Here is a 23,896-nt window from a genome sequence, read left to right on the forward strand (position 1 = left end):
ACTTTTTCGGATAAAAGTTTTCCTTTCCCCCAAGCCCTCGCTTATCTCCTGATAGATTTACTTCATTTCAAAAATTTTTACTTATCTAAAATAGTTATTTCGACTCTTCTGTTTTTAGCCATATTCTCAGGTGAATTATTGGCGGCAACGGGACGTCGGGCACCAAAACCGCGGGTGTAGACGTGTTCTCTTTTTTGAACGCCCAAGTCAATAAGATAATTGGCTACGGCTGCGGCCCTTTCCTCAGAAAGAGCTTGTCTTTCTTCTTCGGTACCGGCTAAGGCTGTATGCCCTGAAATCAAAAATTCCCTATCGGGAAATTTTGAAAGAATTTCGCCTATTTGTTTTAACTTTTCTTTTTCGCTTTCTCTTAAAATTGCAGAATCGGGCAAAAACTGGATATTTTCTATACTGATTGTCAAGCCCTCATCGGTTTTTTCAATAGTAGTATTTTCAAGATTTAGATCTTCAACACTCTTTTTTATTTCTTCTTCAGTTGCGGTATCAATCTTTTTTATTTCGATAACTTCAGCCTTTGCGTTTCCTATAAAAGAGTATGTATAACCTGAATAAAGGAGCATTTTAATGCTAAATTCTTCATTATAACAAAAGAGGTTTCCTCTTTCTTCATCCCAATATAGATTTTGTCTCGATTTTCCCAAAATTTTGACAGGCACATCTATTTCGCCTTTATAATTTTTAAGAACTTCTTGAGGTACAACATGGTTTAAGTTATAACTTGCGGTTATGTGGCGGTAGATTTGACCGTCTATTTCTGCAATGCCTATGTATTGATACTCAACCTTAAACGGAAAGGTAAAAGGTTTTTCAATCCCGAAGGCATCCCGAAAATCATGGGCCTCGAAGCCTTCTCCTGTCCAAATATCACCGGGTTTAACAGGATGTTTTGGAAATGTCGGCACATTCCGTACCACAGGCATAAAATATTCATCGCCTATAGAGTAAAAGCCGGCTTCATCCCGCCTAAAAACACTCGGGTAATTTCGGGACCAGTCAAATGTTTTGTTGGAATTTTGCTCACTGGTCATAAACATACACGAAAAAAGGGCTGAAGAGGTTTTATCGCCGTCTCCGGTTTCTATATCCGAGACTTCTACCTCAATTCTATTGATAATTTGGGCTTTATGATGAAATTTTCCGTTTACATAGACATTTTCATCTACAACGGAGTGAACTTTATAGGCATCATTGTCAATAAATTTGAATTTAAAGAGAAATTCAGCGTTTTTCTCATTCTCTTGAGCAAAAAGAAGAGAAAAAAGCAAAACAAACACGAACAAAACAAGTTTTTTTAAAATATTATTCTTAAAAATACGGTATTCCACATTTTCTTATCGGTATTTTTAGAATAAACCTTTAGAAACACTTTTTTGCAAAGAAATCCTCTTTTTACATAAAAATTTAAAGATTTTTCTTAAATTTTTAAATTTTAGTGTAACTAAAACCCTCTAAATAGTTTTGTTTAATGTATGTTGAACGACAACAAATAATTCAATATACCTCCTTTGCAGTTTCCCGACAGGTTTTTTCTCCTCCTTTTGCCTGTCGGGTTTTTTATTTTATAAATAGCTGTCATAATCTAAATGCATATATAATGAATTTTGCTTGATTTTTCATGCAATATCTTATATAATATACTTGGAGACATAGTATGGCAATTTTACAAGTCCGTGATATGGATGATCGTTTATATGATAGATTAAAATTCGCAGCAAAACGAGATAACCGCTCAATCAGTCAGCAAGTTATTACAATTTTACAAGATTATTTTACTTCTGCTCCCGTAAAAACAAAAAATGCTACAGAGGAATTTTTAAAACTTGCAGGCTCATGGGAAGATTTGAGAAGCACAGAAGAAATTATCGACGATATAAGAGATTCCCGTATTGTTCTATAAAATTAGATGATTCTCTATTTATATGTAACCGCATTTCGATTAATCCTCGTAATGTCCGCTGCAGGAAAGAATTTCTAAAGTATTTTTGCTCGCTCGGTATACAAGCCTGTTCACTTCATCAAACCATATTTTTTTTCATTCGTCCGTTTCGATCTTTTGTACAGGTTAGCTTGAAACCTAGTGTTTTTTGTGATATGATTAAAGCAAGGAGATATGATAAACAGTTCGGCAGGAATTCAACCTCACTGTTTATCTACCGAGTTTTGTACTTTGAGTACAAAACATCGTATTATTATATGTGTGTGTGCTTTTATAGCACACACTTGAAAAAACTTTTTTCATGATTTGATAATCCTTGCAAAAAGTTTTTATGGGGGATTAATTATGTCTTATGATATATTAATTGAGCAGATACGAACTCTACCGGAACAACTTTTGATGTCTGTTTCTGTATTTATTAAGTTTCTCCAATCGGAGCAAAATAGTGTTTTAACTAGGCATACAGAAGTCAAAAGCAAGCAAGCCTTTTTTGACTTGGCAGGGAAAATTCATTTAGATTGTAATGCCGTTACTGAACTACGGGAAAAAAGTCTTGTATGATTTTGGTAGATACAAATATGGGCCAAGGACAGACATTTTAAGCTTATGCAGGCTGCTATTCCCAAACTAAAATTATATGAAGAAATTCAGGAAGAATGTTAGGCAGGAGGTCATATCTGTAGTGGTTGTTTTCCTGAATTTTTAAGAGTTTACTATGCGCTCGGAAAGACTTTTTGAAATCGTATTTATCCTTCTCAATCGGAAGCAGACAACTGCACAAGAACTTGCAAAAAAATTCGGCGTATCGGTTCGTACTATTTACCGCGACATGGATATTTTAAGCAGTGCAGGAATCCCCGTGTATACGATGCAGGGTACCGGCGGAGGTATTTTTATCGATGAAAGCTACACAATCAATAAATCAATTTTGACAAAAGGAGAGCAGGAGAAAATACTGCTTGCTTTGCAATGCCTTTCACCAATCGATGAGATACACACCGAATCTATCTTAAACCGCTTATCTGCAATCTTTCAAAAAAATGCCGATTGGATCAGGATTGATTATTCCCGCTGGGACAACAAAAACGATCATCACCTTTTTAAAACGCTTAAAGATGCAATTTTAGAAAGAAGAGCCGTCAAGCTGGAATATCTCAGCTCATACGGAGAAAAAACGGAACGAACCGTCTACCCCTTACGTCTTTTGTATAAATCGAAGGCTTGGTATGCCGAATGCTATTGTACAGAAAAAAACGCATGCAGACTTTTTAGATTAACCCGTATACTTTCTATTATAAAGACTTTAAAAACATTTAACCGTGCAGACCTGCTCGGCAAAATACCTGACGATAAAAAAGCGGCACCGCCTCCCCTTACAAACATTAAATTAAAATGCACTGCTAAAACCGCCTACAGACTCTACGATGAATTTCCTCCTGAACTTATCGCAAAAAATTCCGACGGCTCATATACCCTGAATGCAGCTCTCCCCTTTGATTCGTGGGTCTGCGGTTTTATCTTGTCGCTCGGCACCGAAGTAGAAATCCTTGAACCGGAAAACTTAAAAACCGAAATCGCCCAACTTGCAGAAGAAATTATGAAAAAGCATAGAAAAGTTTAAATTCTTTTTAAAACCTGACACATTCTGACAGGTTGATGTGCTATAATGAGTTTACATATTTTTATGGGAGAAACCTATGCCGAGACCTACAACAAAAGAAGATTTGATTTTTGCTTCAAATGAACAGTTTGAAAAACTGTGGAACTTAATTGACGGTATGACCGAAAAAGAAAGAACTGCCGATATAAATCCGAACGAGCGCGATAAAAATGTACGCGATGTGTTGGTTCATCTTTATGAATGGCACTGTCTTTTATTGAATTGGATAAAATCCAACACAAAAGGAAAACCGGCAGCCTTTTTGCCTGAACCTTACAACTGGAAAACTTATCCTGAAATGAATGTTGAGTTTTGGAAAAAACATCAAGGCACCCCTTATGCCGACGCCGAAAAAATGCTTAAAAAAACTCATAAAGAAGTTATGAAACTAATCAAAACTTTTTCCAATGATGAACTTTTTTCAAAAAAATATTTTGACTGGACCGGTACAACCACTCTCGGAAGTTACTGTGTGTCTGCAACTTCCAGTCATTATGACTGGGCAATCAAGGATATAAAAAAAGCATTGAAAAAATATAGAGCACGATAACACAAATGCTGCCGGAGTTTTAGGAATAATACATGCACTTTGTTCAAGCGAAAGGAATTTTATCAGCTAAAAACGGAATGAACTTGTACCGCGGCTGTACGCACGGGTGTATTTACTGCGATTCAAGAAGTGAATGTTACCAAATAAAACATATGTTTGAAGATATTGAAATAAAAGAAAATGCAATAGAATTGCTTGAAAGCACCTTGCGTCGAAAACGAAACAAATGTATGATCGGTACCGGTTCTATGACCGACCCGTACATGCCGCTTGAAGAAAAAATCGGCATGACGCGGAAAGCGATAGAAACAGTTTACCGATACGGCTTCGGGTTTACGGTAATAACGAAATCGTCGTTGATATTGCGCGACCTCGAACTTTTACGGGCGGTAAACAAAAAGGCAAAATGTGTTGTGCAGATGACGCTGACCACATATAACGATAGTCTGTGCAAAATACTTGAACCGAATGTTGCCGTTACGAGCGAAAGGTTTGCCGTACTAAAAAAACTGCGTGATGCGGGTATTCCTACGGTTGTCTGGCTCACGCCGATTCTCCCGTTTATAAATGATACGATAGAAAACATAGAAGGCATTTTACAGTATTGCATCGAGGCAAAAGTGTTCGGTATCATCTGTTTCGGCATGGGCTTAACGCTCAGGGACGGCAGCCGCGAATATTTTTATAAAAATCTCGACGCGGCTTTTCCGGGGCTAAAAGAAAAATATATACAACGCTATGGAAACAATTATTCCGTTATAAGTCCGCACAATGCACGCTTGATGAATTTGTTCCACACACGGTGCAAGGAAAACGGAATAGAATACACCCCCGATACAATATTTTCTTATTTAACCGCTTTTGAGGGGCAGAGAAAAGACGCACAGCCTAAATTGTTTTGATGGATAAACAGAGAACCTATTGTACCTTATTCGTGCGGAGGGTCTAATACCCCGACGCTTGCGTCGTAACGAAGGGTATTAAAGCCGACTGCAACCACCTTATGAGAACAACATACCCCGACGATTGCGTCGGGGTTGTTGATTTTTTAATTGATAATTTTATTATACTTATTTAAAGTAATCTTATAAAAAAGCAAATATAAAATCAGGGTAAAGCCTCCGGTTAAAAGCAGGGCGGCAAAAAAGACTGCCGTGTTAAAAAGGCCGAAGACCAATAGGAGGCGACTGAACAAGGGAGAAGCAAAAAAGCAGTGGACTATAGAAACCAAAACAGGCAGCACAAAGAGCCAGACAAGCTGGGCGTGTGAAGCTTTTTTGATTAAAGAAGAGTCCATTCCTATTTTTAGCATTATTTGATAGCGTTTTCTATCTTCTACACCTTCAGCAATCTGTTTGAAGTACATAATTAGGATGAGCCATATTAAAAACATAAGACTTAAAAAGCCTCCTAAAAATAAAAAGCTTCCGTCAAATTCTCTTCTGTCTTTATAAGACTGAAATTTATTATCATAAAAAAAACCTGCGTCCGAAGACTTTGCCAATTTTTTTATGTCTTGAATGTAGTTTGGAGGGATAGTTTTAAGATTATCGGCGGAAGTATTCCAAAACAATGATTCTTCAAGTGCAAGCAGTTTTTTGTTTTTAAACCGAGCCCTTGCATTTTCTTTTAATGCGTTTAATTCATTTTTAATAAGCTCAAGATTTTCAGAATTTTTAGCTATCAGATTTATATAAGGAAAGGGAGAATACGGAATATAAGGCGAGTTATTCATTATAGAAATAAATTCGCTTTCAAGTTTTTTTAGTTTAAATTCTTTTTGCCCTATTTGTAATGGCTTTTTATAGTCAATCTTCTTATTAGAAAAAATAAAAAACTCATCATCACTCATACTTGCAGCATCCGTCAATAATTTTTTATAGAGTTCATTAGGGAAAATATTTTTAAAATCTTCAAAACTGCACAACATAATCTGAACATTGTTGCGGGAAAAATATGAATCATCATTTTCATAAAGAGCATTATCGTTTATATTTGAAATTCCATAAAAATATCTTACATATAAAAAATCATTTGTTTCCATATTATACTTTAAGCCTATCTCTTTTATGTCTGCAAGTAAGTTCTCTTTATTTTGTAATTCTATATTGTCTTTTTTAAAGAGCCTATTCAATTGATGATTTCGTATAAAAGCCTTTGATATGATTTTCTCGCTTACCATATAAATACTTGTTACTGAAGCTAGAGTAAGTAAGATCATCGTAAGCAAAATACAAATACTTGCCAAACCCTTTGCATGCTGTCCCATCCTATAAATCATTCCAGAAACGGAAATAAATTTTGCAGGCCTGTAATAGGATTTGCGTTTTTTCATTTTATTTAAAATAAAAATAGTAATACTTTCAAAAAAGAAAAAGGTGCCGGCAATCACAAGCAGAACGGCAGGTAAAAATGTTTTTAAGGCAGCTATGGGATTAAGACTTAAAACTGAAAGAGTATAACCGCTTCCGATAAAAAGAATAGCAAGAAATGTCTTTAAGCGTAAATATTTCGATCTTTTTTCCCCGCTCTTTGATTCGGTTAAAAGCTGAATAGAATTTAAAAGGCTTATCTTCTTTAAATTATAAAGATAATTTATTGTAAAAAAACACAAGAATACGATACTCGCAGGTTTTAAAAAGCTAAAAGAAAGACTGTAATTTATTTTTGAAGGAATACCGCTTACCTTAAACAATATTAAAAAGCATAATTTTCCGAAAAGAGCAGAGCCGATTGCTCCGAAGAATAAACTCAAAAAATAACAGGCTAGGAATTCAAAAAATAAAACACCTGCAATATGCTTTTTTTCGAGCCCTAAAACGGTATAAAGTCCTATTTCTTTTACTCTGTTTTTAATCAAAAATTTATTTCCGTAAAAGATAAAAATCATTGAAAAGAAACCTACTATTATCACACCGAAATTCATCAAGGTAATTAAACCGGCTGAATTTTGACTAAAGGCTTCTTTTGAAAGCGTATACATAATCGAGAACATCATTATCGAAAGTGAGCAGGCAAAAATGTAGGGGATATAGGTTTTTGCTCCCGTCAAAATATTTTTTTTGGCAAGCTGAAAATAAAAATTAAGTTTCATAAAGTTTCCTCTCTGTACCTTATTCCTTTTACGAATCCATTCTGTTCATCATAAAAAGGCCTTCGTTGATTCTTTCTCTGAATAGAGCCTGTCCCATATCGCCTTTGTATATTTCGTAATAAATATTTCCGTCACGTAAAAACAAAACACGCTTTGCATAACTAGCCGCCCGTGCACTATGGGTTACCATTATGATAGTCTGCCCGGCCTCATTCATTTGAGAAAAAGTTTCTAAAAGCATATCCGAGGATTTTGAATCAAGGGCGCCTGTAGGTTCATCGGCCAAGATGAGTTGCGGTTTTGTAATAAAGGCCCTTGCAGCAGCGGCCCTTTGACATTGCCCGCCTGAAATCTCATAAGGATATTTTTCGAGAAGGCTTGAAATCCTCAAGACTTCAGCAAGAGGAAGAAGTCTTTTATTCATCTCATCAATGGGATAATTTGAGAGCACGAGAGGAAGCAATATATTATCCTTTACGGAAAACTGATCCAAGAGATTATAATCTTGAAACACAAAGCCTAATTTATTACGCCTAAAAGCCGAAATATCCTTACCCTTTATTTTTGATATGGGTTCTCCTTTTAAAAATATCTCACCGGAAGAAGGTTTATCCAAGGTTGCAAGTAAATTAAGCAAGGTCGTTTTACCCGAACCGGATTCTCCCATAATAGCCGTAAATTCATTTTTCTTTACCGAAAAACTTACATCGCGCAAGGCAACCGTTCCCTGTTTTGAAAATCGGGATCTGTAAATTTTTTGAACATTTTTAACATCAAGCAATGTTTCCATAAAACGCCTCCAACTTAAACAATTTTATCAAAAAATTAAAAGTCCTGCATTGACGGAACCTTACATTTTGATTTTTTGACTTACATTTTTGTAAGGATTGAGGTTTCCGTTCCGAGTTTAACCTCTGCCCTAGTCCATTCACCTTGACGAGAGTTTATTGTAAGAGTGCAGCCGAGTCTTTCGGATATTTCCCGAGCAAGGTAGAGGCCGAGGCCTGTAGCTTTTTCGCTGAGACGGCCGTTTAAACCGGAATATCCCTTATCGAAGATTTTAGGTAGGTCTGAAGGGCTTATTCCGATTCCATTGTCTTCAATTATAAGGACTGAAGGATTTTGATTTTCAATAGAGATGCTTAAAATTCCTCTTTTGCCGTCTATGCCGCAATATTTTAGGCTGTTGGAAATTATCTGTTCAATCATCAATTCAAAAAGAACTTGATCGCTTATAATGTTTAGATCACAAGGTTTATAATTAAGCTCTATATTTTTATAAATAAAAATACTTCTGTATTTACGGAAGATATTTTGCAAAACTTCATTTAAATTAAACTTAATAAAGTCCAAATCCCTATCCGGTCTTTGGAGCTTTAAATAATGTAATGCCATTTGGGTATAATTATCTATACTTAAAAGAGCTCTTTTTATTTCAAATATTTCATCTTTTGAGGAATTCATATTTTGCAATAAAATATTTATAGAAGTAATAGGAGTTTTTATTTGATGAATCCAAAGAGAAAAATAATCGTTTTGATCGGTAAGCATTTTTCGGTTATTATAAATAGAGGCTTCTCTTTCCAAGATTATTTTTTTTATCTTTTTTAATGAAATAATTTGCGATAAAGAAAGGTCAAGCCTGTTTTCAAACTCTTCATTATCAAAAAATGAACTTTCCGAATTTACTTCATATTGTTCTACAAGGTCAAAATAGTTTTTTATTTTACGATAGTAAAAAATAAATTTTAATATAAAGAAGATAATCAAAATGGAAACACTTAATAAGCTTATATAAGATACGAGCCCCATTTCGGCATTGCTTAAATATAAGATAAGCACTTGTAAGAGGATTAAAAGAAACGGAACAAATATAAATAAAAAATTATCTTTAAAAAAACTTTTTATAATTATGCTTAATTTTAACTTACCTGTTTCCGTGATGTTCATTTAGTTTATACCCCAAACCTTTTTTGTTTTCGATAAAATTAAAAAGACCGGCATTTTCCAGCTTTTTGCGTAAGCGGGTTATATTTACCGAAAGAGTATTATCGTCCACAAACTGATTATTTTGCCACAGCACATCCATAATTTTTTCTCTCGAAACAAATTCGCCTTGAGCCAGATAAAGGCATTTTAAAATTTTAATTTCATTTGCAGTCAATAAGGTCGTCTTATTATTATACACAAGAGTGAGCGTGCTCAAATTTAAAACGGTCCCCGCAAAACCGACTTCATTCATTGAAGCGGTAAATTGGTATGTCCGCCTGATAACGGCCTGTATCTTTGCAATGGCTATATCCATATCAAAGGGTTTTTCGATATAATCATCGCCTCCCATTTGCATAGCCATTACAATATCCATCTTATCGTTACGGGAAGATAAAAAGATAATAGGGACTTGAGACTTATTCCTGATTTCGGAACACCAATGATAACCGTTAAATGCCGGAAGCCCTATATCCATTAAGACCAGAGAGGGTTTATAGTCTTCAAACTCCTCTAAGATATTGGTGAAATTTTTTGCACAGCGTACATTAAAGTCCCATTGCTCCAAATTCTTTTTTAAGACCGAGGCTATTGTTTTATCATCTTCTACAATCAAAATTTTTATAAGCTGTTTCATTTTTTTATTCCGAATTATAAAAACCAGTATAACATATTAGGATATTTAATGCAAATATAAAAAGCCGCCCTAAACATCAAAGTTTAAGACCGGCTTTAGGAATTTGATTTTTAATAAATTTATAAACCTTAAGTCGGTCTAAAATTATTTACCAAGTTCCTTCATTACATAAGCTGCAAAGAGCGCTGCTCCTCTGTAAAATTGCGATTCATCTAAGGCAAATTTGGGATTGTGGTGAGGCCAAACTTTTCCTTCAATAGGTGAAGGTGTTGCCAAGAAGATAAATGAACCCGGAACTTTTTCTAAGTACCATGCAAAATCTTCTCCTCCCATAACAGGACGCTGCATAAGCTTAACATCATTCGGGAAAAGTTCTTTGGCAACTTCCATAACCTTATCCGTAACCTTCGAATCGTTTATAAGAGGCGGCGGCTGTCTAAAGAATTGATATTCAATTGAACCCCTAAAAGCCTTTGCAATATTGGAGGCAACTTCTTCAATTCGTTTTGCGATCAATTCCCTCGTTTCATTTGTTACGGCCCGTACTGTTCCCTCAAGATAGGCTTCAGGCGGAATTATATTGAATGCCGAACCTGAATGGAATTGCCCAACCGTTATTACAGCCGGTTCCGTTGGATGTACCTCGCGGCCTAAGATTTCCTGTATGGCGACAACTATATGAGAGCCGATTACAACGGGGTCTACTGAAAGAGAAGGATAAGCTCCGTGAGCTCCTACACCCTTAACCTTAATTGAAAATTTATCCATACAGGCCATCATCGAGCCCTTTGAAAAAAGGAATTCTCCGGACTTTACTTCATCGCTTATACAGCCTACATGGAGTCCCAGGATTTCTTTTACATCATCAAGGATTCCTTTTTCACAAATGTCTACAGAGCCTGTTCCCAGTTCTTCCGCAGGCTGGAAGATAAGCTTAACGGTTCCTTTAAAATTGTCTTTTAAATCGTTTAATACCTTTGCAGTCCCAAGCAATATTGAAGTATGAGCATCATGACCGCAAGCATGCATAAAGGAATTCTTAGAAGCAAACTCAAGCCCCGTAGCTTCACAAACAGGAAGGGCATCCATGTCTGCACGCAGAGCGATAACATCTCCTTTTTCTGCACCGTGAATATAACCTATAACGGCACTTTTTGCCGCATTTCTATCATACTCAATTCCAAACTCATCCAATTTTTTACATACAAAATCTATTGTATTAGGAAGCTCAAAGCCAACCTCAGGATTTTGATGCAAATGGCGGCGCCAAGAAATTATGTCTTTTTCTATCTCTTTTACTTTTTTTAATATATCCACTTTTTCCTCCCTTAAGTTTCTTCTTTAGGCTTAGGTTTTCTATAAGTTAAAAAACCGAAAGCTACCGTTCCGAATACACAGGCCGGAATCATTATATATACCGGTATTTTGATAATGTTTAATAAAGACATGGCCAAGATAAAAGCAAATATGCCGTATTTTATGTTTTTAACGGCAAACATTCCGAACATAGCACCGAAGATTGTAGGTGAAACATAGGCAAAGGCTTCCAACACTTTTTTGGGGAAGATGTTCATTAAGGCAGCTCCTCCTACAGCGGCAATAGTTACAATTATAAGATTGGTAACTATCGAGCCTGCAATTCCTAGAGTAGAAACTATTTCAGCTTTCTTTGTGCCGGGTTCTACACCGACAGCTTCTTGCGTAACGGCCGAAGTAGGCAAGCGTACATTTCCGATATTACCGGAAAGAAAAGACATATAAGTTCCGGGCAAGCCAAGTATGGGGAAATAGCTGACAGGTTCAACAATAGAATAGATTGCATATACGGATGCTGCCAAGCCCCAGCCTGTCAATATATCCTGTGTTGACGGCTTTACTCCATAAACTGTCCAAACAACAATGGAAGGCAGAAAGCAAAGAACCAAGGATAATAGGTTTGTCAATCTCCCATACCTTATAATCGGTTTTGTAAAAGTTTTTTCATATAATTCGTCACTCATTTAGCTTCTCCTTATTTTAAAATTAAGTCTTTAAATACCATTGCAATTACCATTGCAAGAATCATAACTATTCCTAAACTGTATTCTTTTAATTTAGGATATTTGTTACCGAGTTTTTCAAATACAACCATTAGAAGAGCTGCAGATACGGCAGCAGCAACAGCCGGATAATTTTTTCCTTTTACCGATCGAAGTGCTTTTGTTATTTCATTACTGCATAAAAAGCCGAAGGCTCCGCTCATTGCCGTAACCATTAAAATAGCAAGTTTTGCAGGATCACCGCGTGATATTTTATTTGATAAAATATTCATTTTATCGGAGAATAGACCCGTCACAAAAAGCCATGCACTTCCGTTTAGTGCCATGACCCATGTTGCATTTGCAAAATTTATTAAGCCGTAATCCGGACTTGATAAATCAATGCCTTGGGCTTGAGCTGCCATCTGTGCCGCCGCAAGCTCCGTTGATGCCGCGCCTATGATAGAAAGGCGCATCCATGCAAGGGGGCCGCCTATTACCGACATTAAGCCCAGCATTACGATAAAAACGCCCAAAACTGGACCGATAGACGAGGTCATACCGATACGGAAAGACTTCCGCACATCGGCATCACTTAAGCCTACGATTTTAGCCGCATCCTTTGCTTTTTTGCTAAAAATTACAGCTTGAAACAACACCGCAATCAATAACGGAAAAGCTGCAAGCCATAAAACCCAAGAGTTCGCAACATTCAAATAATTGTCCATAGATTCCTCCTAAATTTTGTTTTGTAATAAACCTATAATAAATAGTCTAACATGCTTTCTTAAATTTGTCCAAGCAAAAATGTAAAAAAATAAAATAATTTTAAAATAACCTTGCGCAGCATAAAAACCCATTTTATTAAATAAATTCCACCACTTGAAAAACTCCCAAAAATATGCTAAGTTTAAAGACATTATGACGGAAAAACCGTATAATCTATTTCAAGTTGTACAACACAACAGGAGGAAAAAATGAGTATTTCACTCGCATTGTATGCTGTGCTCGGAGGCGGGATTGTTGCCCTAGCTTATGCACTTGTAAGAACCTTGTGGATCTATAAACAAAAGGTTTCAGATCAGGCTTTAAAAGAAATCGGAGGCCATATAGCCGATGGGGCTATGGCTTTTTTAAGAAGGGAATATATAACTCTTCTTCCTTTCATTGCCATAGTTGCAGTTTTTCTAGCGATAGGAAATAAAGGAGCTTTGAAGTTCCAATCTCTTTCATTCTTGCTTGGTGCTCTTGCTTCAATGTCAGCCGGTTATATAGGTATGCGTGTTGCAACACAGGCCAACTCACGCACAACACAGGCTGCTAAGGATCATGGCCTAAACGGAGCTTTGAAAGTCGCTTTTTCAGGCGGAAGCGTTATGGGAATGAGCGTTGTAGGACTTGCCTTTATAGGTCTTTTTATCGTTCTTATTCTCTCTACTTCAATATTGGGAACTACGGAAAACGTACTCAAAGATATTATTTTACCTCTGGCTACAGCTTTTTCACTGGGAGCATCCTCTATTGCACTATTCTCACGTGTAGGCGGCGGTATTTACACAAAGGCTGCCGACGTAGGAGCCGACCTTGTAGGAAAGGTTGAAGCAGGTATCCCCGAAGATGACCCCCGAAACCCTGCTACTATCGCAGACAACGTAGGAGATAACGTAGGTGACGTTGCAGGAATGGGAGCCGACCTCTTTGAGTCCTTTGTAGGCTCATTGGTAGGAGCCATGATTTTAGGTCTAATCGTAAACACTCCGGATTCTTCTTTAAAATTGAGGATGATGCTTTTACCTCTGCTCATTTCGGTTGTAGGTCTTGCAGCTTCCTTAATCGGAACATTCTTTGTAAAAGCAAAACCGGGTTCAAACCCTCAAAAGGCCCTCAATACTGGAACCTTCGGCGCAGCTATCATTGCAACAATTTTCGTTTTCTTTACCGTAAAATTTGTTATGGGAACCGAAACATTTAACGGAACTCAAGGTTATTTACACGTCTTCGCTTCTACGGTAATAGGTCTTGCCGCAGGCGTTTTAATCGGTATCATTACCGAATTCTACACAGGTACAGGAAAAAAGCCTGTTAAGGGAATCGTAGATGCTTGCGAAACAGGAGCTGCAACCACGATTATTTCAGGTTTAGCCGTAGGTATGAGAAGTGCTTTCCCCGTTATGATTTTAATCGGAGCTTCAATCTTTTCAAGCTTTATGCTTGCAGGCCTTTACGGCGTAGGTATAGCTGCTGTAGGTATGTTGGTAACCTTAGGAATTCAGCTTGCAGTTGACGCTTACGGCCCAATAGCCGACAATGCAGGAGGTCTTGCAGAGATGGCAAACTTCCCCAAAGATGTCCGCAATATTACAGACAGCCTCGATGCTGTAGGAAATACAACAGCCGCTATCGGTAAGGGTTTTGCTATCGGATCAGCTGCCTTAACAGCCATTATCCTCTTTACTTCATTCAAAGAGCAGGCCGGTGTAGCAAGCGTAGATATTACAAATATCAATGTTCTTGTAGGCGTTCTCTTGGGAGGCGTTTTTCCCTTCTTGTTCTCGGCCCTAACAATGTCGGCAGTAGGAAAGGCTGCCCACAAGATGATCGAAGAGGTCCGCAGCCAGTTTAGGCAGCACCCAGGCATCTTGGAAAATACCGAAAAGCCCGATTATAAGAGATGTGTAGACATCAGTACTCAGGCCGCTTTAAAAGAAATGGTCATACCCGGTATTGCTGCAATAGTAACACCTATATTAGTAGGCTTTGCAGGAGGCCCTGCAATGTTAATCGGCCTTTTGACAGGTGTAACTGTATCCGGCGTTGTATTGGCAGTCTTTATGTCCAATGCAGGCGGTGCATGGGATAATGCAAAGAAGATGATTGAAGGCGGAATCGCAGGCGGAAAAGGCTCACTTTCTCACAAGGCCGCTGTTGTAGGCGATACTGTAGGCGACCCCTTCAAAGACACTTCCGGCCCCTCCATCAATATATTGATTAAGCTTATGTCAATGGTTTCATTGGTTATAGCCCCGATGTTAAAAATATACTGGGGATAAGTTATTGAATTTCCGGTAAACGGAAATCCGATAAGTACAAAAAAGACGGCCTTATTTTTTAAGACCGTCTTTTTTTTATCAGTGTTGTTGATTTCTCCCGTAAAATTTATTCTACAAACACGCTTTTAAAGATCCAGCTTTAAATCTCCATCCTTAATCCAATTTATTTTTCTTAAAATAAAGGTAAAAAATAATGCTAAAATAGCCGGCAGGATAAAGTGTAAAAGAAGAATAGCAAAATATGTGTTCACACCTCCCCTCCCTATAGAGTCCATGGCCGTAATAGTTCCTATTTGACCGACAAGGCCGCAGGTTCCCATTCCTGAACCGAGGGGTATGTTTTCCATTTTAAAAATGATAGTAGCCAAGGGGCCTAAAACAGCAGCCGTCAAGGTCGGCGGTATCCATATCTTAGGATTTTTGATAATATTTGGCATGTGGAGCATACTTGTTCCTATGCCTACGGCAAAACTTCCTCCAAGGCCGTTATCCCGATAACTCATAACCGCGAAGCCTATCATTTGAGCGGCACAGCCTACAGTTGCAGCCCCTCCTGCAAGCCCTGCAAGAGAAAGCATCATACAGATGGCGGCACTGCTTATAGGCAGGGTAAGAATGACACCGACCAACACCGAAACCGTAACTCCCATCCAAAACGGCTGGAGGGCAGTAGCTTCCATAATGATTTTTCCGAGCCATGTCATAAATGAGGACATTCCCGGCCCTACCAAGGCCGCAATTATAGTACCGGAAATAATAGTTACCATAGGAGTAACGATAAGATCAATCTTTGTTTCGCGGGAGACGGCCTTTCCCAGCTCGGTACTGATTATCGTTGCGATAAATGCACCTACAGGCCCGCCAAGCTTGTTTCCTGCAAAGCCTACTATCGTTGCCGAAAAAAGCACAAAGGTGTGGGCTTTTAAAGAATGGGCTATGGCTATGCCTATTGCGGCCCCCGTCATATCTCGGCAAATCGGCCAGACTGTTTCGGTCAAAAAAGGAATATTAAGTTTAAGGCCGATACTGTTTAAAATCGTACCTACCAAAAGCGAAGAAAAAAGCCCCATGGCCATCGCACTCATAGCATCAATAAAATAACGCTTAGCTGATATTTCGATATTCTTTTTAGCCAAAAAGTTTTTAAAAGAGTTGTTCATTTAAAATGCTCCCGGAAAATATTTAACGAAAAAAAATAGTGGAGAATATGGGGATCGAACCCACGACCTATTGATTGCGAACCAATCGCTCTACCAACTGAGCTAATTCCCCAAGGCTGTAAATAAGATTCTCACAAACAACGTCCCATGATGTTACATCAAATGAAAAAAAAAAGCAATCAGGTATCTTGCTTTTTTCAAATTTTTTACGTAGAATAATAGTTATGAAAAAAAATCTATATTTTTTATTCCTTATTACGATTTTTCTTATCTTTACCTTATCATGTGAAACATTTAATGCAGCTAATAGCAAAAAAACATTAAAAGAACAAGACAGTATTTCGGTTCCTTTCGATGAATACCTTACAGAAAGAGTTTGGCGCTTGGCAGGCTGCTATTTTGAAAACGGACTTTATGTACAGCTTGATGCAAATTTGACAAGCTCCCGTATTAATTTTTTTTATAACGGAAAGTTTCAAGCCACAACAGGTATAACAAACTATGAAGGAACATGGAAATATAAAAAAGACAGTTCTTTTAAATTTCAAATAACCGGAAAAAAACTTATAGACCCTTCAAATAAAATAGGAAAATCCTTTGATTCCTCTTTTGAAAGAAATTTAATAAATACCGGCAGGATTGAAATAAGTAAAAATGAAATAAAATTTTATTCTAAAGAGGGCGAACTTTTGCTTCGGTTTATAAGACTGTAAGATAGCTTTTAGCTCTGACAAAAAAAACCGTCCTTCCGGACGGTTTTTTTATTAATTTTTAAGCAAATTCCTTTCCGTAACGGTTTATGGCAACAGCCATATTATCAAGGCCTACCTGTTCCATAACTCCGCCCATTTCCCATGCAACCCGAGGCATACCGTATACAACTGAAGAAGCTTCATCTTGTCCTATGGTACGGGAACCTTCGGTGTAAAGCTTTGTGATATTCTCGGCACCATCCTTTCCCATACCGGTCATGATTATTCCGAGGGCATGGTTTTGGTATTCCTTTGCAACAGATCCAAACAGAACATCGACACTGGGCTTATGGCCGCTTTGAGGCTCCGTATCTATAACCTTTGCAACTGCGGCAAGAGATCGTTTTTCTACAACCAGATGTTTTCCGCCGGGAGCGATAAGAATACGGCCGGGCTTTATAAGATCGCCGTCTTCCGCTTCTTTTACTTCAAGAGGACAGATTTTGTCCAAACTGGAAGCAAATTCCTTTGTAAACCCGGGAGGCATGTGCTGAACCACAACTATCGGCTGCGGAAGCTCTTTATCGATGGACGCAAAAACTTGGCGTAAAGCATTCGGTCCTCCGGTCGAAATACCTATAGCAATAATCTGAATATTTCCATGTTCTCTTTGAGGTTTAGGTTTTTCTTCTTTTTGAGGCTCAGCAGCTGTCATAGGGTTGAGGATAGAACTCTTAAATGGCTCAGAGAAAGGTTTCGCCGTATCTGTACTTCTTGTACCTGTCTCAATTTGATGACGGCGTCCGTAAGCAAGCAACATTTTGGAAAGAGTTTCTGAAACCGTATTAAGATTGGCAGATTCCGAACCGGAAGGCTTTGTAATAAAATCGCAAGCTCCAAGTTCTAAACAATCCATAGTAATTTTTGCACCTTCTTTTGCAATACTGGACAAAATTACTACAGGAATCTTTATATTTTGCTTTTTTAACTCTCTTAAAAATTCGATACCGTTCATTTCAGGCATTTCCAAGTCTAAAACGATAACATCCGGAGCCACACGGTCAAGTTTTTGAAGAGCAAAACGGCCGTTCATAGCCTTATCGGCTATTTTTAGACCCGGAGTAGCATCAACAATCTTCCCTATAAGGTTCCTCATCAATGCAGAATCATCCACTATTAAAACACGAATATCTTCCATAAACAACTCCTTTAGAAGAATTATATAAAACCTTTAAAATCAAAAACCCTTTTGATAAAAACAAGCCCAATCCGTTTTTAAAAACTTAAATTGAGTTTCCATACCAAAAAGAGATTCGGAATGACCTATAAATAAAAAAGATTTAGGCGACATAGCACGCCAAAACCTATCAATAACATCTTTTTGAGCAGGTTCATCAAAATATATCAAAACATTTCGGCAAAACACAAGATCAAAATCGGTATGCTTTGAATCATGTTTTAAGTTATGATAGTCAAAGTTTACCATTTGCATTATATCTTTTTTTACCTGATAACCGTCATTCAACTTATCAAAATACAATTTCAAATAATCATCCGGAATTCCGGCAACTCTGGATTCCTGATAAAAGCCGGTTTTTCCTACAAGAAGACATTTTAGTGATAAGTCGGAAGCTGTAATTTCAGCTGAAAATCCTGCGGGAAGGTGTTTTTTCATAACCATAGCTATTGTATAAGGTTCCTCTCCGGTTGAGCAGCCGGCGCTCCATATTTTAATTTTATTTTTACCTGCTGCCCTTTTCACCTTTACAAGCTCAGGAATAACGTAATTTTCCAATGCATCAAAGTGAGGCTGGTTTCTAAAAAACCTTGTAAGGTTTGTTGTAACGGAGTCTAAAAGGCTCTTTTGCTCTTCCGAATCCTTCATAAGCATTGCATAATAATCCGACACTTTTTCAAGTTTCTTGTCTCTAAGTTTTTCTTTTAATCTGCTTTCCAAAATAGATCTATTAGTATCGGAAAAAGTAATACCGCTAGCGGTATATATTAAATCGCTGAACATATGGAATTCTTGATCAGTTAAAAAATCTGCCATACTCTAGGCTCCTGTAATACTTAAATTTATTTTTTAAATCTTTCACATAGTCTATGTCTTATACGATATTATGTCAATCGGCAGTCAAAGGCTTTTGACTAAGATTAAAAAAGATAGTATAATAAACTATGAATTTTAAGGAAGCTCAAACTTTTATTATAGCCTCCATTCTTGCTATTATATCATTTTCTTGCAGTTTAAACTATAGTAAAGAGGCACAAAATTTTGAAAAAAAACCGAATTTTGTATTTAAAAATGCAAATTTGGATCAATATGAGGAAAATTCCTTAAATTTACGTATAAATTTTATGGAATTAGAGATTTACGATTCGGATAGAATATGGGCCGGTAAAAATCTGCGTTTCTTTAAAATCGATAAAAAATCGCTTGAAAACGACAAACCGGAAGCGGAACTCAAAGGAAGAGCCGGAATTATCAAAATAGACGAAAAAACCAATCAGTACTTTTTGGGTCAAAAGGTTTTTTTTGAAGATTTAAAAGAAGGACTTATGATTTCCGGAGATGCATTTTTTTGGAACAAAAATGAAAATCTCCTATATGGAGTAGAGGGCGGTTCGGTAAAGGTAAAAAGGGGCGATGAGCTTTTTATAAACGGCTCAGGTTTTATAGCAAACACTCTTTCTAAAGAATTCGAATTTTTAAATTCCATAGAAGGTAAAATTCAGACTAAAAATAAGGAGAATGAAAATGAAGAAAATTCAAACCGAAATTCGGAATCACAAGAGCCTTAAACTTTTTGCCGTATATTTTCTCATATTCCTTTTTTTAATGAATATTAGTGCTCAAACATCAACAATAAGTTTTAAAGCCGATAAGGTAACAGCCTCGGTATCTGAAAATAAGAAATCGACCAATTTAATAGGAAACGCCGAAGTCAAGGTAGACAGCTTAAGCATATCTGCAGACCGTATCGAAATTTTTGGAAAAGATTATAGATATGTAAATGCAACCGGTTCGGTCAAGGGTGAGGACGACGGAAAGGGGTACAGTTTTAAGGCCGATTTAATCAACTTTGACAGAAAAACGGATACGGTTACAATGTTCGGAAAATTGGAGCTTAAAGATACCAAGAATGATGTAAGTATCAGTTCCGAAAATATTGAATATAAAAAGAAACAAGAAATAATTATCATGCGTTTTAATGTAAAGATAATAAACAAAGATATAAATTGTAATTCAATGTTTGCTTTATACAATAGAAAAGAATCAAAGGTAGAATTAACAGGCAGTCCCGTCGTAAAAAAAGGAAAGGATGAATTTAGGGCCGGAAAGATTTCCGTTAATTTGGATACGGAAGATATAACCCTTGATGGCCGAGTCAGAGGTTCCGTCGAGCAGGGAAAAGACGAAAAAGAACCTGAAGATAATAAAAACTCTCAAGATGAGAAAAAAGACAATACTAATCTTCAAGAAAACGGAGACAAACCGGACCAAAATCAAGAGGAACAACCCAATGTTTGACGAAAAAAGTATTTTAAAGGTTGAAGGATTAAACAAATTTTTTAGGAAAAAACATGCCGTAAAGGATGTCGGTTTTTCGATGAATCAGGGGGAAATTGTAGGTCTGCTGGGCCCTAATGGAGCCGGAAAAACTACAACATTCTATATGATTGTAGGTTTTTATAAACCGAATTCCGGCAACATATATTTGGATGGCAATAGAATAACAAACCTGCCAATGTACAAAAGAGCCCACGCAGGAATTTCATATTTACCGCAAGAAGCTTCCGTTTTTAGAAAGCTCACCGTAGAACAAAATATCTATGCGATTTTAGAAACACGCAAAGACCTCTCCAAAGAGCAAAAAATGGAAAGGCTTGAATTCCTTCTTGAAGAATTTGGAATTAAGGCAAACAGAAAACAACAAGCCTATACCCTTTCGGGAGGAGAAAGAAGGCGAACCGAAATAGCCAGAGCCTTAGCCATTGAACCTAAGTTTTTGCTTTTAGATGAACCCTTCGCCGGAATCGACCCGATTGCAGTACATGACATTAAAAGCATAGTCCGTATTTTAGCCGATCAGGGCATCGGAATTTTGATAACCGACCACAATGTCAGGGACACCTTGGAGATAACCGACAGGGCATACATAATCGGCAGCGGAGAAATTGTAGAACAAGGCTCACGCGATGAAATTCTAAATTCGGAAATTGCCCGAAAAATATATCTTGGCGAAGAATTTAGAATGTAATTGGAGATGAGATGATAGACTTAATCGTTTTTTTAGGCAACTACGGAAAAAAATACGAAAATACAAGGCATAATGCAGCTTGGGTTTTATGCGATTCAATAGAGATAGGCACAAATGCCGTGTGGCAGGGTAAATTTAAGGGGCAATATGCAAAGCTGCCTTCTTCTATGACGCCCGGCAGGACTGTACATCTATTAAAACCCGAAACCTATATGAACCTATCGGGAGAAAGCGTAATAGCTGCAGCCTCCTTTTTTAGATTAAAGCCTGAAAATATTTTAATAGTGCATGATGAGCTGGAATTAAAACCCGGTATTCTCAGCTTCAAGTGGTCGGGAGGTCTCGGCGGACATAACGGATTACGCTCCATAAAATCGGTTTTAAATACGGCAGATTTTTTCCGCCTAAGGATAGGCATAGGCCGGCCTGATTTTTCATCTCAAGGAGGAGATGCTTCCCCCGATATTTCAGGTTATGTGCTTTCCCGCTTTGCACAATCCGAATTGGATGTCCTAAAAAGCCAAGTATCTCAAGCCGACTCTTTTTTTAAAGAATTATTGGAAGCTGATGAGCCTCAATCTCTTATAAAAAAATGGGCTAAGGTACTGCCTCTTCAAAGTTAAAGTCCCGCTTAAGATTTTTTTTATTTTTCCGAAACTAAAATGAGGAACGATAATGAAAAAAATACCGGTTTTATTAATTTTTATTAGTCTTTTTTTGATGACTGCTTTTTCGGAACAGTCTGCTTCTTTAGAAGATTACCAAAAACTCGTAGAGTCTATTGTCCGCGTTGAAGCTCCTAAAATTAAGGATGGGCATATAATTTTTACTTCAACCGCAAGGCGGCATGTAGGTATAGCCTTTTCTCATGAAGATTACAAACATATCCATTCCTTTAAAAAGCTCCCCCAAAATGAACTATATGAAGGCAAGGAGCCCATCTTGTTCTATATTTTTCCGATTCCTGATGAGCTAATGGAAATAAAATACAGACTTGTAATAGACGGGCTTTGGTCATCGGATCCGATAAATAGTAACACAGCCTTTGATAACATACACAGTATGAGCATTTCACGTATTGAAGTCCCTTACAAAAAAGAGTATAAAACAGAGGTAAGCGGTAAAAGTTTGGTAAAATTTACCTACTTAGGTGAGCCTAAAAAAAACATAAGGCTTGCCGGCTCTTTTAATAATTGGGATCCCTTTATGTACGATCTTATCGAGGTTTCTCCGGGACGATATGAGTTGAATTTAAATTTGCCGTCCGGAACTTGGTTATATGCTTACTTTTCAGGCGGAAGCCAGCTGCCGGATAATACAAATAAAAATTATGTATATACGGCCGATGGACGGGTTGCTTCAGTTATAACCGTTCAGTAACCCGATAAACATCGTATTATTTTTATAGGAGATTAAGTATGCACGAATATATTATACAAGGCGGATTTCCCGTAAAGGGAACAATAAAAGCAAGCGGAAATAAAAATGCAGCCCTGCCCTGCATTGCTGCCGCCATCCTTTCGGAAGAACCCATTATCCTTAAAAACATTCCCGAAATTGAGGACGTTTTTGTAATGCTTCAAGTTTTTGAAGCTCTGGGTGGGCACTACGAAAAAATAGAAAAAAACGTATTTAAGCTCCAAATAGAAAAGGTAAAAACAAGCAAGATACCTGAGGATCTTGCGACAAAGATAAGGGCTTCTATTTTATTTGCAGGCCCGCTTTTGGCAAGAACAGGTAAGGCTGTTTTGCCCCCTCCGGGAGGAGACGTTATCGGAAGACGCCGCCTCGATACCCATTTTTTAGCCTTGACGGAATTGGGCGCCAGAGTCGAAACCGACCAAAATTTTTCTTTTATTGCACATAAACTGATGGGAGAAGATATCTTTTTAGATGAAGCCTCCGTTACGGCAACGGAAAATGCTATCATGGCAGCCAGCCTCGCAGAAGGAACTACCATCATATCAAACGCAGCAAGCGAGCCCCATGTTCAAGAGCTTTGTAAGATGTTAAATAAGATGGGAGCAAAAATCAGCGGAGTAGGCTCCAATATACTGACTATCGAAGGTGTCAAAAAATTAAACGGTACGGAACACCGCATCGGCCCTGACTATATGGAAATAGGCTCTTTTATCGGTCTCGCTGCCGTTACCCGCGGCCAGCTTAAAATTACCGATGTAGAACCGAGAGATATGAGACCGCTGCGTGTAGCCTTCGGCAAGTTGGGTATAGGCTGGTCTTTAGAAGGAACAACCCTTACCGTTCCCGATAAGCAAAAGATGCAGGTAAACTGTGACCTCGGAGGAATGATACCCAAGATTGACGATGCCCCATGGCCGGGTTTTCCGCCTGATCTTACGAGTATAATGACTGTAATAGCAACGCAGGTAGAAGGCACGGTTTTAATTCATGAAAAGATGTTTGAATCCAGAATGTTCTTTGTAGATAAGCTAATCGGAATGGGTGCCCGTATTACCTTGTGCGATCCTCACCGAGCAGTCATTTCGGGCCCAAGCTCCCTCCACGGAAGCGAATTGGTTTCTCCCGATGTAAGAGCCGGCATGGCCATGGTAATTGCCGCCTGCTGTGCTCGAGGAGAAAGCATTATCCGGAATGTCTACCAGATAGAAAGAGGTTATGAGCATCTGGTCGAAAGGCTCAAATCCATAGGCGTAAAAATAGAGCTTAAAGAAAAATAGAAAATAGTTTAAAAAAAAATTAAAAAAACTATTGACTAACCTTCATTTTTTTTGTAAACTCCCAATTACTTTCAATATAAATGTGTGCTGATATTGTTTGAATAGTATGTTATTCTTTAAGCATA

The 23,896-nt window shown here is 37.7% G+C and carries 24 protein-coding genes and 1 tRNA gene; 13 read left to right on the forward strand and 12 right to left on the reverse strand.

All coding sequences use genetic code 11. From position 1 onward, the window contains the following. Positions 1 to 77: 77 nt before the first annotated feature. Positions 78 to 1,346, reverse strand: a complete 1,269-nt coding sequence (locus E4N80_RS09730) for an OmpA family protein (RefSeq protein ID WP_253699041.1) — start codon at positions 1,344 to 1,346, stop codon at positions 78 to 80. Positions 1,347 to 1,672: 326 nt separating this feature from the next. On the opposite strand from E4N80_RS09730, the gene E4N80_RS09735 reads away from it, so the two are divergent. From E4N80_RS09735 to E4N80_RS09755, 5 genes are all read left to right on the forward strand, one after another. Beyond that, a complete protein-coding gene (locus E4N80_RS09735; RefSeq protein ID WP_253699042.1) occupies positions 1,673 to 1,918 on the forward strand; it encodes a FitA-like ribbon-helix-helix domain-containing protein in 246 nt (81 codons plus the stop codon). A gap of 384 nt (positions 1,919 to 2,302) precedes the next feature. Further along, positions 2,303 to 2,518: a hypothetical protein gene (locus E4N80_RS09740; RefSeq protein ID WP_253699043.1), complete on the forward strand. Its 216-nt coding sequence runs from the start codon at positions 2,303 to 2,305 to the stop codon at positions 2,516 to 2,518. Between the two features lie 154 nt (positions 2,519 to 2,672). Continuing rightward, positions 2,673 to 3,578, forward strand: a complete 906-nt coding sequence (locus E4N80_RS09745) for a helix-turn-helix transcriptional regulator (RefSeq protein WP_002669905.1) — start codon at positions 2,673 to 2,675, stop codon at positions 3,576 to 3,578. Between the two features lie 76 nt (positions 3,579 to 3,654). After that, positions 3,655 to 4,167, forward strand: a complete 513-nt coding sequence (locus tag E4N80_RS09750; RefSeq protein ID WP_253699044.1) for a ClbS/DfsB family four-helix bundle protein — start codon at positions 3,655 to 3,657, stop codon at positions 4,165 to 4,167. Positions 4,168 to 4,199: 32 nt separating this feature from the next. Next, complete coding sequence (locus E4N80_RS09755) at positions 4,200 to 5,069, forward strand: SPL family radical SAM protein (RefSeq protein WP_253699045.1); 870 nt, start codon at positions 4,200 to 4,202, stop codon at positions 5,067 to 5,069. Positions 5,070 to 5,215: 146 nt separating this feature from the next. On the opposite strand, the gene E4N80_RS09760 is transcribed toward E4N80_RS09755, so the two are convergent. The 7 genes from E4N80_RS09760 to E4N80_RS09790 form a co-directional block, all read right to left on the reverse strand. Further along, on the reverse strand, positions 5,216 to 7,261 hold the full coding sequence (locus tag E4N80_RS09760) for an FtsX-like permease family protein (RefSeq protein WP_253699046.1): 2,046 nt from the start codon (positions 7,259 to 7,261) through the stop codon (positions 5,216 to 5,218). Between the two features lie 28 nt (positions 7,262 to 7,289). Next, a complete protein-coding gene (locus E4N80_RS09765; RefSeq protein WP_253699047.1) occupies positions 7,290 to 8,051 on the reverse strand; it encodes an ABC transporter ATP-binding protein in 762 nt (253 codons plus the stop codon). Positions 8,052 to 8,131: 80 nt separating this feature from the next. Beyond that, positions 8,132 to 9,211, reverse strand: a complete 1,080-nt coding sequence (locus E4N80_RS09770) for a sensor histidine kinase (RefSeq protein ID WP_253699048.1) — start codon at positions 9,209 to 9,211, stop codon at positions 8,132 to 8,134. Then, positions 9,189 to 9,887, reverse strand: a complete 699-nt coding sequence (locus E4N80_RS09775) for a response regulator transcription factor (RefSeq protein WP_253699049.1) — start codon at positions 9,885 to 9,887, stop codon at positions 9,189 to 9,191. Before E4N80_RS09775 ends, E4N80_RS09770 begins: the two co-directional genes overlap by 23 nt. 144 nt (positions 9,888 to 10,031) lie before the next feature. Further along, positions 10,032 to 11,204: a M20 metallopeptidase family protein gene (locus E4N80_RS09780; RefSeq protein ID WP_253699050.1), complete on the reverse strand. Its 1,173-nt coding sequence runs from the start codon at positions 11,202 to 11,204 to the stop codon at positions 10,032 to 10,034. An 11-nt stretch (positions 11,205 to 11,215) separates the two neighbouring features. Beyond that, positions 11,216 to 11,887, reverse strand: a complete 672-nt coding sequence (locus E4N80_RS09785; RefSeq protein WP_253699051.1) for a hypothetical protein — start codon at positions 11,885 to 11,887, stop codon at positions 11,216 to 11,218. An 11-nt stretch (positions 11,888 to 11,898) separates the two neighbouring features. Beyond that, entirely contained in the window at positions 11,899 to 12,633 is a 735-nt protein-coding gene (locus E4N80_RS09790; RefSeq protein WP_253699052.1) for a DUF5058 family protein, read from the reverse strand. Positions 12,634 to 12,882: 249 nt separating this feature from the next. Here E4N80_RS09790 and E4N80_RS09795 point away from each other — a divergent pair, with 249 nt between their 5' ends. Further along, entirely contained in the window at positions 12,883 to 14,955 is a 2,073-nt protein-coding gene (locus tag E4N80_RS09795) for a sodium-translocating pyrophosphatase (protein WP_253699053.1), read from the forward strand. A gap of 125 nt (positions 14,956 to 15,080) precedes the next feature. Here E4N80_RS09795 and E4N80_RS09800 read toward each other — a convergent pair whose 3' ends face one another. Both E4N80_RS09800 and E4N80_RS09805 read right to left on the reverse strand, forming a co-directional pair. After that, positions 15,081 to 16,115, reverse strand: coding sequence for a PTS sugar transporter subunit IIC (locus tag E4N80_RS09800; protein ID WP_253699054.1), 1,035 nt, complete (start codon positions 16,113 to 16,115; stop codon positions 15,081 to 15,083). 39 nt (positions 16,116 to 16,154) lie between these two features. Further along, positions 16,155 to 16,227: transfer RNA gene (locus tag E4N80_RS09805), tRNA-Ala, on the reverse strand. Positions 16,228 to 16,339: 112 nt separating this feature from the next. On the opposite strand from E4N80_RS09805, the gene E4N80_RS09810 reads away from it, so the two are divergent. Continuing rightward, positions 16,340 to 16,828 (forward strand): hypothetical protein, encoded by a 489-nt coding sequence (locus E4N80_RS09810; protein WP_253699055.1) that lies wholly within the window; start codon positions 16,340 to 16,342, stop codon positions 16,826 to 16,828. A 58-nt stretch (positions 16,829 to 16,886) separates the two neighbouring features. Here E4N80_RS09810 and E4N80_RS09815 read toward each other — a convergent pair whose 3' ends face one another. Then, complete coding sequence (locus E4N80_RS09815) at positions 16,887 to 18,005, reverse strand: protein-glutamate methylesterase/protein-glutamine glutaminase (RefSeq protein WP_253699056.1); 1,119 nt, start codon at positions 18,003 to 18,005, stop codon at positions 16,887 to 16,889. Positions 18,006 to 18,044: 39 nt separating this feature from the next. Beyond that, entirely contained in the window at positions 18,045 to 18,860 is an 816-nt protein-coding gene (locus E4N80_RS09820; RefSeq protein WP_253699057.1) for a CheR family methyltransferase, read from the reverse strand. A 128-nt stretch (positions 18,861 to 18,988) separates the two neighbouring features. Here E4N80_RS09820 and E4N80_RS09825 point away from each other — a divergent pair, with 128 nt between their 5' ends. Genes E4N80_RS09825 through murA form a run of 6 tightly spaced genes read left to right on the forward strand, consistent with a single transcriptional unit; the run spans position 18,989 to position 23,771 of the window. Beyond that, positions 18,989 to 19,612 carry a hypothetical protein gene (locus E4N80_RS09825; RefSeq protein ID WP_253699058.1) on the forward strand — a complete coding sequence of 208 codons (624 nt, stop codon included), beginning with the start codon at positions 18,989 to 18,991 and terminating at the stop codon, positions 19,610 to 19,612. Continuing rightward, on the forward strand, positions 19,569 to 20,342 hold the full coding sequence (locus tag E4N80_RS09830) for an LptA/OstA family protein (RefSeq protein ID WP_253699059.1): 774 nt from the start codon (positions 19,569 to 19,571) through the stop codon (positions 20,340 to 20,342). Before E4N80_RS09825 ends, E4N80_RS09830 begins: the two co-directional genes overlap by 44 nt. Next, positions 20,335 to 21,072 (forward strand): LPS export ABC transporter ATP-binding protein, encoded by a 738-nt coding sequence (gene lptB, locus E4N80_RS09835; RefSeq protein WP_253699060.1) that lies wholly within the window; start codon positions 20,335 to 20,337, stop codon positions 21,070 to 21,072. Before E4N80_RS09830 ends, lptB begins: the two co-directional genes overlap by 8 nt. A gap of 11 nt (positions 21,073 to 21,083) precedes the next feature. Beyond that, positions 21,084 to 21,695 carry an aminoacyl-tRNA hydrolase gene (gene pth / locus E4N80_RS09840; protein ID WP_253699061.1) on the forward strand — a complete coding sequence of 204 codons (612 nt, stop codon included), beginning with the start codon at positions 21,084 to 21,086 and terminating at the stop codon, positions 21,693 to 21,695. A 52-nt stretch (positions 21,696 to 21,747) separates the two neighbouring features. Further along, positions 21,748 to 22,452 (forward strand): early set domain-containing protein, encoded by a 705-nt coding sequence (locus tag E4N80_RS09845; protein WP_253699062.1) that lies wholly within the window; start codon positions 21,748 to 21,750, stop codon positions 22,450 to 22,452. 38 nt (positions 22,453 to 22,490) lie between these two features. Beyond that, positions 22,491 to 23,771, forward strand: coding sequence for a UDP-N-acetylglucosamine 1-carboxyvinyltransferase (gene murA / locus E4N80_RS09850; RefSeq protein WP_002672373.1), 1,281 nt, complete (start codon positions 22,491 to 22,493; stop codon positions 23,769 to 23,771). The last annotated feature ends 125 nt before the right edge of the window (positions 23,772 to 23,896 follow it).

Source organism: Treponema denticola, from assembly GCF_024181605.1.
GTDB lineage: Bacteria > Spirochaetota > Spirochaetia > Treponematales > Treponemataceae > Treponema_B > Treponema_B denticola_B.